General features: G+C 64.0%; 6 protein-coding genes. 3 read left to right on the forward strand and 3 right to left on the reverse strand.

Translation table 11 applies throughout. From position 1 onward, the window contains the following. Positions 1 to 6 precede the first annotated feature (6 nt). The 3 genes from hrpA to FVP60_RS07545 form a co-directional block, all read right to left on the reverse strand. Complete coding sequence (hrpA, locus tag FVP60_RS07535; RefSeq protein ID WP_147825667.1) at positions 7 to 3963, reverse strand: ATP-dependent RNA helicase HrpA; 3957 nt, start codon at positions 3961 to 3963, stop codon at positions 7 to 9. 20 nt (positions 3964 to 3983) lie between these two features. Next, positions 3984 to 4952, reverse strand: a complete 969-nt coding sequence (locus tag FVP60_RS07540; protein ID WP_147825668.1) for a diacylglycerol kinase family protein — start codon at positions 4950 to 4952, stop codon at positions 3984 to 3986. Positions 4953 to 5403: 451 nt separating this feature from the next. Then, a complete protein-coding gene (locus FVP60_RS07545; protein ID WP_187240604.1) occupies positions 5404 to 9084 on the reverse strand; it encodes a multifunctional oxoglutarate decarboxylase/oxoglutarate dehydrogenase thiamine pyrophosphate-binding subunit/dihydrolipoyllysine-residue succinyltransferase subunit in 3681 nt (1226 codons plus the stop codon). A gap of 230 nt (positions 9085 to 9314) precedes the next feature. On the opposite strand from FVP60_RS07545, the gene guaB1 reads away from it, so the two are divergent. From guaB1 to FVP60_RS07560, 3 genes are all read left to right on the forward strand, one after another. Then, a complete protein-coding gene (guaB1, locus tag FVP60_RS07550) occupies positions 9315 to 10775 on the forward strand; it encodes a GMP reductase (RefSeq protein WP_147825669.1) in 1461 nt (486 codons plus the stop codon). 181 nt (positions 10776 to 10956) lie between these two features. Continuing rightward, complete coding sequence (locus FVP60_RS07555) at positions 10957 to 12261, forward strand: hemolysin family protein (RefSeq protein WP_425463453.1); 1305 nt, start codon at positions 10957 to 10959, stop codon at positions 12259 to 12261. After that, complete coding sequence (locus tag FVP60_RS07560) at positions 12258 to 13316, forward strand: hemolysin family protein (RefSeq protein ID WP_147825671.1); 1059 nt, start codon at positions 12258 to 12260, stop codon at positions 13314 to 13316. The genes FVP60_RS07555 and FVP60_RS07560 overlap by 4 nt, the downstream gene beginning before the upstream one ends. Positions 13317 to 13342 lie beyond the last annotated feature (26 nt).

Genomic DNA, 13342 nt, shown 5'->3' on the forward strand with positions numbered 1-13342 from the left:
GGGCACTCAGGTGTTGAGCGCCTTCTGCACCCGCTGCTGCGAGACGGGCTCCGCCGTGCCGAGCGTCTGTGCGAACAGGCTGACACGCAGCTCTTCGAGAAGCCAACGCGCGTGTACGAGGCCCGTGCGCGCATTATCCGCGGGCGGAACCATGCCACCGGCATCGAGGAACAGCTGGTTGGCGCGCTCCCACTCCGACATCCACGCACGGTCACGCCCCGCATTGGCCGATAGATTGTCAAGGCGGTGCTTGACGGCGGCGAGGTACCGCGGAAAGTGCGCGAGACGGTCGAGGCCCGTGCGCGAGATAAAGCCGGGGTAGACGAGGCCGGCGAGCTGCCCGCGTACATCGTTGAGCGTGCCCAACAGCGGCATCGAGGTGATCTGCTTGATCGTGCGCTCCGCAGCACGGTGGCCGTCAAGAATGCGAGCCACGAGACTCACTGCGGTGAAGGTTCCGTCAACCATGGCTGCGCTCGTAGCATCGCGCACCGCGATGAACTCGGCCTCGGTACGAATCGGCCCCGTCGTGGTGGTCGCGATCACGCGATCGATCACGGCGGCACGGGCGTCTTCGATGAGGGCCTTGACCGACGGATACGGCGAGGCTGCCAGCGAGAGCTTTTCGGCCGACGTCAGGTGCTCCTGCACGTACGACGCGGGCGAGTGCAGGGCGAGGAGCAACAGGCGGCGCACTCCGGCGTGGTGCAGGCGCTCGGCGATCGCCGGGTCGGTCTGCACACGAATTGACACACTCGAGCCATCGTCGATCAGGCCCGGGTAGCCACGCACCGTGCCTCCGGCGAGAGCCGTGTCGACGTGCGGGGGAATGGTTCCGAGATCCCATGTCGTAATGCCCTCGCGCTCGGCGAATCGTGACGCCGTGGTTGACCCCGGCTTCGGCGCCTTCTCCGAGCCGGGCTGTGCCTTGCGAATCTGCGCGGCGACACTGTCGCGTGCCTTTTCGCTGAGACGCTGCTGCAGGGCCGCAAGCGAGCGGTCGGAGTCGATCGCACGCCCGCGGGCGTCGACCGCGCGGAAGTTCATCTGCAGGTGCGCGGGTACGCGCTCCCACTCGATATCGCTCGCGCTCACCCGCTGATTCGCGATCGGCTGCACCAGGGCGGCGAGGGCTTCGCCCAGGGATTTGGGTGGCCGGCCGTTGTGGTTCTCCGGCCCGGCTGCGGCCAACTGCGCCGAAAACTTTGTGGCCCAGTCGGAGGCCGGAACCACGTTGCGGCGAATCGTCTTGGGAAACGATCGCAGGATGGCGGTGATGAGCTCGTCGCGCATGCCCGGTACCTGCCAATCAAACCCCGCGGCGTCAACGCTTGCCAGCAGGGGCAGCGGAATGACGACGGTGACGCCGTCATCGCGTGCGCCAGGCTCGAAGCGGTAGCCCAGCGATAGCGTGAGATCGCCCTGACTCCATCGCGAGGGAAATTCGTCTCCGCCTGATCGTGAGGCACCTTCGAGGAGGTCTTCTTCTCGCATGGTGAGCAGTTTTGGGTTGCGCGTGATGGTCGTCTTCCACCATGCTTCAAACGAGCGGACGTCACTGACGTCCGCCGGAATTCGGGCGTTGTAGAAGTCAAAGACTGCCTCGTCACCGACCAGAATGTCGCGACGGCGCTCGCGCTCTTCCTGTTTTTCCAAACGGCGGCGCAGCTCATGGTTTTGGCGGACAAATGCCGTCAGGGTTGGCGCAAGCTTTGACGGATCCCACTCGCCCTCAACCAGCACATGGCGCACAAATAGTTCGCGAGCGGCCGGGCGGTCAATGCGGGAGAACTGCACGCGGCGCTTCGCCACGATTTCCACCCCGAACAGCGTCACCTTCTCATACGCCAGGGCGGCGCCCTGCGCCTTTGACCAGTGCGGTTCGCTCACGCTACGGTTCACCAGGTTGCCGGCTAGCGACTCCGCCCACGCCGTGTCGATGGCGGCAACCGTTCTGGCGAACAGACGACTCGTTTCAACGAGCTCGGCGGCCATCACCGCGTGGGGCGCCTTCTTGCGAAGACCGGAACCAGGAAAGATGGCAAATCGCACGCCGCGCGAGCCAAGATACGTCGATATCGGCCGCGACGGCTTGGCGGTACGCGGTTGTTGCGTACGCGTGTCGAGCACGCCAATCTGCGACAGCAGGCCGGAGAGAATCGCGCGGTGAACGGCGTCGGGATCCGCCGCTGCGGCGCCCGGTGCACTCGCGGCAGTGGCCGAGTCGCGGCCACCGCGTGCCGCACCCTTCGTGCCGCGCGCTGGGCCGCGCCCTGTGGTTCCGTGCCCCGTGGTTCCGCGCTCTGCACGGTGCCCTGATCGGCGCCCTCCGCGTTCCAAATCACCGGTGAGACGCTCGAGTTGGCGATACACATCAAACCATTCGCGAACGCGCACGTAGTTGAGCATTTCGTCTCGGCAGAGCCGGCGAAACGCGCTGGATCCGAGCGCCGTGCGCTTTTCTTCGAGGTAGGTCCATAGGGCATAGAGCGACAAGAAATCGCTGGTGGGGTTGACGAAGCGCGCATGCAGACGGTCGGCTTCTTCGCGCCGTTCTTCTGGGCGCTCACGCACGTCTTGGATCGACATGCCCGCCACGATTGCGCGTACCTCGGCGCTCACGCCGGTGTGCGCCGCTTCGATGAGCATGCGAGCGAAGCGTGGCTCGATCGGCAGACGTGCCAGCTGCTTGCCGATTGTGGTCAGCTCGTTGCTCTCGCCGTGAACGGCGCCGAGTTCGATCAGTAGGTCGAAGGCGGCCTTGATTCCTCGGGAATCGGGCGGCGTAAGAAACGGAAAGTCATCGATGTCGCCGAAGCCGAGTGCCAGCATTTGCAGCACGACCGACGCCAGGTTGGTACGCAGAATCTCTGGATCGGTAAAGGCCGGGCGCTTGTCGAAGTCTTCTTCGGAGTACAGCCGAATCGCAATGCCGTCACTGGTGCGGCCGGCGCGACCTGATCGCTGCTGCGCCGAAGCCTGCGAGACGGCCTCGATGGGGAGGCGCTGCACCTTGGAGCGCACCGAGTAGCGCGAGATGCGGGCGGTGCCGGTGTCGACAACGTATTTGATACCCGGAACCGTGAGGCTGGTCTCGGCAACGTTGGTCGCCAGAATAATGCGGCGTCGCAGACCCGCGACCTGCGAAGGCTCAAAGACGCGGTGCTGATCGGCGGCGCTGAGTCGGCCAAACAGCGGCAGCACCTCGGTGCGGCTGGTCGATGACGAGAACGCACCCTTGAGGGCATCTTGCGCATCGCGAATTTCTGCCTCACCGGGCAAGAACACCAAGACGTCGCCGCGTGGTTCCGCATCGAGCTCGCGCAGCGCCTGCACAATGCTGTCGACCTCGTCGCCATCGTCAAGCGGCGCGCGATATCGAATCTCGACCGGGTAGGTGCGGCCAGACACCTCGATGACGGGCGCCGGAACATCGTCACGACCGAAGTGGCGCGCGAAACTCGCGGGGTCAATCGTCGCCGAGGTGATGATGACTTTGAGGTCGGGGCGCTCGGGCAGAATGCGCACCAGATACCCCATCAGAAAGTCAATATTGAGGGAGCGCTCGTGTGCCTCATCGATGATGATGGTGTCGTAGCGGCGCAGCAGCCGATCACGGTGGATCTCGTTCAGCAGGATGCCATCGGTGAGCAAAGCGATGGCCGTGTCGTCTGACACCTTGTCGGTAAAGCGCACCTTGTAGCCGACGGTGGTGCCGAGCTCAACGTCGAGCTCTTCGGCAATGCGCTCGGCGATCGTACGCGCGGCAAGGCGCCGAGGCTGGGTGTGGGCAATCTTCTTGCGGCCCAGTTCGAGGCAGATCTTGGGCAACTGCGTCGTCTTACCCGAGCCGGTAGCGCCGGCAACGATCACAACCTGGTGGTCGCGAATTGCGTCGGCAATCTCCTCCTTCGCGGCGCTGACAGGAAGCTCCGGAGGGAAGACAATACGCGGCTCAGACATAGCCTTTCAGTCTATGCCGATTATTCCGGCGTTGCGGCCGTGATGTTCTGTTCGACAGCCATGTTCGCTGCCGGCGGCGCGAGTGTTGCCGCCGGAACGATCAGCGTCAGCGCGCCGGGATCGACCGAAATTTCCGCCGGAAACGTCGTGATGGGGTCGCCGTCGGCATATCCGCGAGTGTCGGCGGTATCGATCGTCACCGACGTCACACGTTGGGCCGAAAACAGCGGATCGTCGAGCTGCTTCGCCTGAAAAACCCGGTTGAGCAGGCGGAGCAGGCGCAGACGACCGGCGGGCTTGACCATGATGAGTTCGAGCACGCCATCGGCCGGGTCTGATTTTGGCGAGATCGGCACGCCGCCGCCATACGTAGCCGTGTTTGCCACCGTCGCCATCAGCAGCGTCGAATTTGTGGTTCCGGTGGTTCCGTCTTCGGCCACCCAAGAAATCACGTACCGCACGCGCTTCAGCAGAAAGAACTCGATCGCAATCGCGAGGTTGTATCGCATGTGGCCGCGCGGCCAGCGGATGTTATTGGCGCGGTCGTTGACGAGGGAGTCGAAACCGCTGGCAAACACGCTCGCGAACTTGCGCACGGTGGCGTCGGGGCGGGTGACGCTGGCGAGATCGACCGTGCGGGTGATTCCGGCGGTGATCACCTCGGTGGCGGCAAGGGTGTCGAGCTCGGCGATGCCAAAGGCGGAGGCGAAGTCATTGCCGCTGCCGACAGGCACAATGCCCAGTGGGATGCGCGTTCCGGCCAACACATTAACCGCGATATTCACGGTTCCGTCCCCACCGATGACAACCACCAGCGCGGTCTCGGGCAGCAGCGCCGCAAGCTCGCGCTCGGCCTCGGCGGCTGACGCGGGAGTCAGCGTGACAACACGGTTGACTCCGGTCGCTCCCAGGCGTGAACGCACGACCTCAACCGCGTCTGTTGGCGTCCCGCCACGCGCGGCCGGGTTGACCAAGACGACGGCGAGCATCCTTTGAGAATATCGCGAGCACGGCCTCAGAATGTGCATCGGCATGACGAACACGCGGGTGCGTTTCTCGGGCCGTGGGGGAGTCTGGTCAACGCCGCGTACGGAGATTACGCCGGCAGACGGGGCGAACAGCGCATTTCATCCTGCTGCGGCGTTAATCTCCTACTGCCGCGTGGCGCGGAACCACGGGTGCGGCACCGCGTGGGCGCCGTGGGGCGGAACAGGGCGGAACCGCGGAGGGCTGTACGCGGGTGCGTCTCTCGGGCCTCGGGGGTCTGGCTAACGCCGTGTACGGAGATTACGCCGGCAGACGGACCCAACAGCGTTTTTCATCCTGCTGCGGCGTTAATCTCCTGCTGCCGCGTGGGCCGGACCCGGGCCGAAACCACGGGTGCAGATACGGCGAGGGGCGAGAGCAGTGAATGCTCTCGCCCCTCGTGGAGTGTTGTTTTTAGGTCAGTGCGCGCTTGAGCAGGTCGGCCTGCTCAAGCGCGTGAACCTTGCTCGAACCCGTTGACGGCGAAGCCGAGGCGGGGCGGCAGACAACGCGAACGTCGCGGCCAAGTTCCGGAGCAACGTTCAGCGCGATAAACGGCCACGCACCCTGGTTCTCCGGCTCATCCTGAACCCAAACAACCTCGGCGTTCGGGTAGGAGTCGAGCACGGCGCGCAGTTCGTCGATCGGCTTCGGGTAGAACTGCTCGAGACGCACCAGGGCGATCTCGGGGTTCGGCGTCTTGTCGAGTTCGCTGACGAGATCCCAGTGAATCTTTCCGGAGTGCACCAGAACGCGCTTGACGACATTCTTGTCGACGCCTGCGCGGTCATCGTCAAGAACGGGCTCGAACTTGCCGGTGGTGAAGTCTTCAACCGGGCTGGACGCGCCGCGCAAGCGCAGCATGGCCTTCGGGGTGAAGACGATCAGCGGACGACGCGGGCGGGCGTAGGCCTGACGGCGCAACAGGTGGAAGTATGACGCGGGCGTCGACGGACGCGTGACCGTCATGTTGTCTTGTGCACACATCTGCAGGTAGCGCTCGATGCGAGCCGACGAGTGGTCAGGGCCCTGACCTTCGTAGCCGTGGGGGAGCAGGAGCACGACGCTGGATTGCTGGCCCCACTTTTGTTCGGCAGCGGAAATGTACTCGTCGACAACCGACTGAGCACCGTTCGCGAAGTCACCAAACTGGGCTTCCCACAGCACGAGCGCCTTGTCGTTTTCGACCGAGTAGCCGTATTCAAACGCCATCGCCCCGTACTCGCTGAGCAGCGAGTCGTAGACGAAGAAGCGTGCCTGGTTCTCTGACAGGTTCGCCAGCGGCAACCACTCTTGACCATTTGCGCGGTCATGCAGCACCGCGTGGCGCTGCACAAAGGTTCCGCGTCGGGCATCTTGACCTGCCAAGCGAACCGGCGTGCCCTCGACGAGCAGTGAACCGAACGCGAGCAACTCGCCAAAGCCCCAGTCGATCGAGCCGTTGCGGCTCATGTCGACGCGCTTGTCGAGCAGCTGCTGAAGCTTGGAGTGCACCGTGAAGCCCTCGGGCTTGTTTGCGAAAGCGTCACCGATCAGCTCGACGACCTCCTTCGAAACACCCGTAACTTCGGGGTTGCCGGCAAGCTCAGGCTCGGGCTGCTCGGTGATGATGTCGATCGCACCGGTCTGCGCCGCGTGCGTGTCGGCAAACGCCACTTCGAGACGACCCTGGAAGTCAGCCTTGGCCTGATCGTATTCGTCAGCGGTGATGTCACCACGACCAACGAGAGCCTCGGTGTAGAGCTTACGAACCGAGCTCTTCGCCTCGATGAGGTTGGTCATCAGCGGCTGCGTCATCGACGGGTCATCGCCCTCGTTGTGACCGCGACGGCGGTAGCAGACGAGGTCGATCACCACGTCGCGGTGGAATTTCTCGCGGTATTCAAACGCGAGCTGTGCCACGTGGATGACGGCTTCGGGGTCATCGCCGTTGACGTGCAGGATCGGAGCCTGAATCGTCTTGGCGACATCGGTCGAGTAGACCGAGGTGCGCGAGTCTTGCGGCAGCGTCGTGAAGCCAACCTGGTTGTTGACGACGATGTGCACGGTTCCGCCGGTGCGGTAGCCACGCAACTGCGACATCTGCAGTGTCTCGACCACAACGCCCTGGCCGGCGAAGGCGGCGTCACCGTGAATCAGTACGGGAAGCCACGTGAACGATCCGATCGGGAACGTGTCTTGCTTGGCGCGCACGATGCCCTCGAGTACGCCGTCAACCGTCTCCAGGTGTGAGGGGTTGGCTGCCAGGTAGATCGGCAGCTCGCTACCGCTGTCGCTGACAAACGAGCCCTCGGTGCCGAGGTGGTACTTGACGTCACCAGAGCCGAGCTTGTTGCCCAGCGCAACCGAACCCTCGAACTCGCGGAACACCTGACCGTAGGTCTTGCCCGCGATGTTGGTGAGCACATTGAGGCGGCCGCGGTGGGCCATGCCGATGGCGGCACCGGCGAGGTTTGCCGTCGCTGCGCCCTGCAGAATTTCATCCAGCAGCGGGATCAGCGACTCGCCACCCTCCAGCGAGAAGCGCTTCTGGCCGACGTACTTGGTCTGCAAGAAGGTCTCGAAGGCTTCGGCCTCGTTGAGCTTGCCCAGCACGCGCATCTGCTCGTCGTGGGTCGGCTTCTGGTACTTGACCTCGACGCGCTCTTGGAACCACGCACGCTGTTCCGGGTCTTGAATGTGCATGTACTCGATGCCGATGGTGCGGCAGTAGGAGTCGCGCAGCACGCCCAGCACGTCACGAAGCTTCATGGCGCGCTTGCCGCCGAAGCCGCCGACCACAAACTCGCGGTCCAGATCCCAGAAGGTGAGACCGTGCGATTCGATCTCCAGGTCGGGGTGCGAACGCTGCACGTACTCGAGCGGGTCGATGTCAGCCATCAGGTGACCGCGAACGCGGTACGAGTTGATGAGGTCTTGAACGCGAGCCTGCTTGTCAACGCGCTCGGCAAGGTCAACCTTGATGTCGGTTGCCCAGCGAATCGGCGCGTAGGGGATTCGCAGTGCAGCGAAGATGCCCTCGTAGAAGCCGCGCTGGCCGATGAGCAGTTCGTGAACCTTCTTCAGGTACTGGCCGGAGCCGGCGCCCTGAATGACGCGGTGGTCGTAGGTGCTGGTGAGGGTGATCGTCTTACCGATCGCCATTTCGGCCAGCAGGCGCTCGGAAGAGCCCTGGAATTCTGCGGGGTATTCCAGCGCTCCGGCGCCGATGATGCAACCCTGGCCCTTGCTCAGACGCGGAACCGAGTGCACGGTTCCGATGCCGCCCGGGTTGGTGAGCGAAATCGTTGCACCCTGGTAGTCGGCGGCGGTGAGCTTGTTGTCGCGGGCCCGCGAGACCAGGTCTTCGTAGGCGGCGAGGAACTCGTTGAACGTGAGGGTCTCGGCGCGCTTGATCGACGGAACCACGAGTGCGCGGGTGCCGTCGGGGCGCGGCAGGTCGATAGCGATACCCAGGCCGACGTGCGCGGGCTGGATGACCGAGGGCTTGCCGTCGATCTCGTCGTAGTAGACGTTCTGGCTCGGGAACTCCTTCAGCGCCTGAATCATGGCCCAGCCAATGATGTGCGTGAACGAGACCTTGCCACCGCGCGCACGCGCCATGTGGTTGTTGATGACGATGCGGTTATCGATCATCAGCTTCGCCGGAATCGTGCGAACGCTGGTCGCCGTCGGCAACGAGAGCGACGTCTCCATGTTGGCGGCGATCGTCTTGAAGATTCCTCGCAGCGGCGTGACGACATCTTCTTCTGCGGCAGCTGCCGGGTCCGCAACGGTCGGCTTCGGTGCCTGTGCGGGAATCGGCTGCGGTGCTGCCGGCTTTGCCGTTGTCTTGGCCACTGGCTGCGAACCAATCACCGGAATCGGCGCCGTCACCGGGCGCGGCTCGGTGGCAGCAGGGGCTGCGGGTTTGGCAGTAGCGGGAGCAGACGCGGCTCCCGTCGGCGGCTGATAGGCCTCGAGAACGGGCCACCATGCCTTATCTACTGAGTTCTTATCTGCCTTGAACTGTTCATAGAGTTCTTCGACAAGCCATTCATTGGCTCCGAACTCTCCGTCGTTCGAAGCACCGATGCCCGTCAACTGGCTCGACACGCTCGATCGCCCACTTTCGTCGTGATGATCCTGGAGCCCTGGGGGCACACTTTTGCCCACACACAGGACCTCCCAAGCCTAACCCAGATCGCTGGGAGGTAGAGCGCCGCGCTGATCGTTATGTTCACAATTTCTCGGTACGTGCGGTTGCTGGTTCCATCCGTGCGGCGCGGCGGGCGGATTTGCATCGATACTCGCCCCCATGCCTCCGCTCGGCGTACCGTGTGGGTATGGAGTTCATCGGTGAGCGACCCCAGGTCGATTTGACTTACAGCGACGTCTTTTTGGTGCCTTCGCGCTCAAGCATCACGAGCCGACTCGACGTCGATCTGACGCCGCCAGATGGCACCCCGGCGCGCACGCCACTGGTCGCGTCAAACATGAACTCGGTGACGGGCCCGCGGATGGCCGCCACCATGGCTCGGCGTGGTGGGCTTGCGGTGCTCGCCCAAGATGTGCCGCTGCAACAGCTCGACTCGGCCATTCGCTGGGTCAAGGCGCAACCGGTGTTGTGGGACACCCCGATCGTGTTTGCCGAAACGGCAACCGCCGCCGACGCGCTCCGCATGGTTCCGGCTCTTCCCGGTGTTGGTGTTGTGGTGGTGCGCGATCCAGACGCGGCGTTGGATTCGGGCAACGTTCGCGGAGTGGTCACCGGTGAGCGCCTGGGCGCTGCGCCCGAGGACGCACCGCTAGGAACGCTCGTTGCGGGGCCGGCTCCGGCCATCGACGCCGAAGATGTCACCGACGCGCGACACGCGTTCGATCTGGTGGTCGAAACCGGCGAAGAGCTGCTGCTGGTCAAAGACAAGCACGGTGTTGTGGTTGGCACGGCGAGTGCGCGAAGCACCCTCCGCTCCAGCCTGTACCCCGCCGCGGTTGACGCCGGCGGTCGTCTTGCGGTGGCCGCGGCCGTTGGCATCAACGGCGACCCGGCCGAGAAGGCGAAGGCGCTCGCCGCGGCCGGGGTCGATGTGCTCGTTCTCGACACCGCGCACGGGCATCAGCGCGGCATGATGCAGGCCATCCGCAATGTGGCCGCCCTCAACCTCGGGCTGCCGATTGTCGCGGGCAACATCGTGACCGCCGACGCCGTGCACGATTTGGTCACATCGGGCGCGACCATCCTCAAGGTGGGGGTAGGGCCGGGCGCGATGTGCACCACCCGCATGATGACGGCCGTCGGCCGGCCCCAGTTCTCCGCCGTGCTGGAGACTGCTGAAGCCGCGCGCGATATGGGCGCCCACGTGTGGGCCGATGGTGGGGTGCGCTACCCCCGCGATGTTGCGCTCGCGCTCGCGGCAGGCGCTGCCTCCGTGATGATCGGCTCGTGGTTTGCCGGAACCATCGAATCGCCGGGCGAGCTGCTGCGGGACGCGACTGGTCGCGTTTACAAAGAGTCCTGGGGCATGGCGTCAACGAAGGCGGTGCAGGCGCGCTTTGGGCGGTTGAATGCGTACGATCGTGCCCGCAAGGAGCTCTTTGCCGAGGGCATCTCGTCGTCGAAGATCTACCTCGATCCGCTGCGCCCCAGCGTAGAAGACCTGATCGATATGATCACCAGCGGCGTGCGCTCCTCGTTCACGTATGCCGGCGCTCATACCGTCACCGAGTTTCGCGAGCGGGCCCGCGTTGGCCTGCAATCGGCCGCCGGTTACGAGGAGGGCAAGGCGCTGCCGGTCAGTTGGTAGCACCCGTATTTGGTGGCATCTCGGCCCGGTTTCAGAAATGACAAAACCTCGTGCGTTCAGGAAGTTCCGTTAGACTGAGCCACACAATGGACGACCCTCCTAGTTGTAGACATACGCCCCGCTGTTCCTCCGCCCCGATGGTTGGGGGTGAACTGCTTTGGAGCCCTGGCTCGGAATAGTCATCGGTCTGTTGCTCACAATCGGCACCGGCCTGTTTGTGGCCAGCGAATTCTCGCTCGTCAACCTTGATCGCGCCGATCTGGAGGCGCGACGCGCTCGCGGTGAGTCTCGCCTGTCGATGACAATTGCGGCGCTCAAGATCACCTCTACCCACCTCTCCAGCGCTCAGCTCGGCATCACACTGACGACGCTGCTGACGGGTTACACCATGGAGCCGGCGATCTCGCAATTGCTCGCGCCGCTGTTTTCCGGGTGGGGAGTGCCCACCGCGGTCTCACAGCCGATCGCGACCGTCGTTGCTATGTTCTTGGCGACGGTGCTCTCGATGATCATCGGTGAGTTGGTGCCAAAGAACTTCGCCCTGGCGTTGCCGAGGCAAACCGCGAAAATCGTGGTGCCGTTTCAGACGCTTTTTACCACCGTCTTCAAGCCCGCGATCGTGGTGCTCAATGGTTCCGCCAACGGCATTCTGCGCGCCATGGGCGTGGAACCAAAAGAAGAGCTGAGCGGTGCGCGCTCGGCAGAAGAGCTCTCCAGCCTGGTGCGCCGCTCGGCGAGTGCGGGCCTGCTCGAAGCCGACACCGCAAGCCTGCTCAACCGCTCGCTCACCTTCGCGCGCCTGTCGGCCGACGATGTGATGACCCCGCGCCCCAGCGTGCAGGCGCTGCAGGCCGATGAGACGGCCGAAGATGTCGTTGACCTCGCGAGAACCACGGGGCACAGCCGTTTTCCGGTTTATGGCGAGTCGATGGATGACATTCTCGGCATCGTGCACCTGAAGGCCGCCATCAGCGTTCCTCGCGAGCGTCGCTCCGATGTTCCGGCCGCAGCGCTGGCGACCGAACCACTGCGGGTTCCCGAGACCGTGCATCTGGATGTTCTTGTCGCCGAGCTCCGTTCACGCGGCTACCAGATGGCCATCGTGGTTGACGAATACGGCGGAACCGCCGGCATCGTGACGCTGGAAGATCTGGTCGAAGAGATTGTTGGCGAAGTGCTCGATGAGCATGACCGCACCCGCGCCGGCGTGATTCGTGGCAAGGAGTCGATGACTTTCCCGGGCGAATTGCGCCCCGATGAGCTGGCCGACCGTGCTGGCGTGCGCGTGCCAGAGGGGGATGTGTACGACACCGTCGGCGGCTACATCATGAGCGTGCTGGAGCGTATTCCGCAGGTTGGTGATGAGGTGCAGGTCGAAGACGGCATCCTCACCGTGCAGCGGATGGATGGCCGCCGCGTTGATCGGGTGAAGTTTGTGCCAGCGCCGGTTGATGCGACGACGAGCGAAGGAGGTGAGGCACGATGAGCGACTGGATGGGAATTGTCTGGCTGGTCATTCTGCTGATCGGAAACGCCTTCTTCGTCGGCGCCGAGTTTGCCGTCATTTCGGCTCGACGCTCGCAGATCGAACCGTTGGCCGAAAAGGGCTCTCGCGCCGCCAAGACCGCCCTGTATGCCATGGAGCATGCGACGCTGATGCTGGCGACGAGTCAGCTCGGCATCACGATCTGTTCGCTGCTGATTCTGAACGTTTCTGAGCCGGCGATTCACCACCTCCTGGCGTATCCGCTCGGCCTGACCAACCTCGACGAGGGCACGGTCGACACGATCGCGTTCATCATCGCGCTGCTGCTGGTCTCGTACCTGCACGTCGTGTTCGGTGAAATGGTTCCGAAGAACCTCGCGTTCTCGGTGCCCGATCGCGCGGTGCTGTTCTTGGCGACCCCGCTGGTGTGGGTGTCGAAGGTTTTTCACCCGGTCATTTGGACCCTCAACTGGATCGCCAACGCGGTGCTTCGCCTGTTTGGCGTCGAGCCGAAGAACGAGGCGGCCTCGACCTTTACGTTGGAAGAGGTTGCCACCATCGTGAATCAGTCGCGCGCCGAGGGCGTGTTGGCCGATACAGCGGGCACGGTGTCAAACGTGGTTGAGTTCACCGACAAGAAGGCGATGGACGTCGCCGTGCCGCTGGACCGTCTGGTAACGCTTGGTGAGCGCACCACGCCGCATGAGGTTGAGAAGGCTGTGGCCACCTACGGTTATTCGCGCTACGTGATCGTCGATGAGGAAAACATTCCGGTTGGTTATGTGCACCTCAAGGATGTGCTGCGCGTCACTCAAGACGGTGACCCAGACGGCGAGCGGGAGATTCCTGCCAAGCGTGTGCACGACCTGGTTCCGGTTCACACCACCACCGATCTCGAAGACGCGCTCGCGCTCATGCGCCGCGCCAGCAAACACCTCGCCCGCGTGCGTAACGACGAGGGTGAGACGGTGGCGGTGCTGTTCTTGGAAGACATCATCGAAGAGCTCGTCGGCGAGGTGCAAGACGCCACGGAACGCAGCCGTCGCGCCAGCTAGCACGGCGGCCCGGCCGGTTCGGGCCC

This window comes from Microbacterium mitrae, from assembly GCF_008017445.1.
Lineage (GTDB): Bacteria > Actinomycetota > Actinomycetes > Actinomycetales > Microbacteriaceae > Microbacterium > Microbacterium mitrae.

Coding starts and splice junctions, on each gene's coding strand:
- hrpA (WP_147825667.1), bottom strand. CDS start 3,963: ATGTCTGAGCCGCGTATTGTCTTCCCTCCGGAGCTTCCTGTCAGCGCC.
- FVP60_RS07540 (WP_147825668.1), bottom strand. CDS start 4,952: ATGCTCGCCGTCGTCTTGGTCAACCCGGCCGCGCGTGGCGGGACGCCA.
- guaB1 (WP_147825669.1), top strand. CDS start 9,315: ATGGAGTTCATCGGTGAGCGACCCCAGGTCGATTTGACTTACAGCGAC.
- FVP60_RS07560 (WP_147825671.1), top strand. CDS start 12,258: ATGAGCGACTGGATGGGAATTGTCTGGCTGGTCATTCTGCTGATCGGA.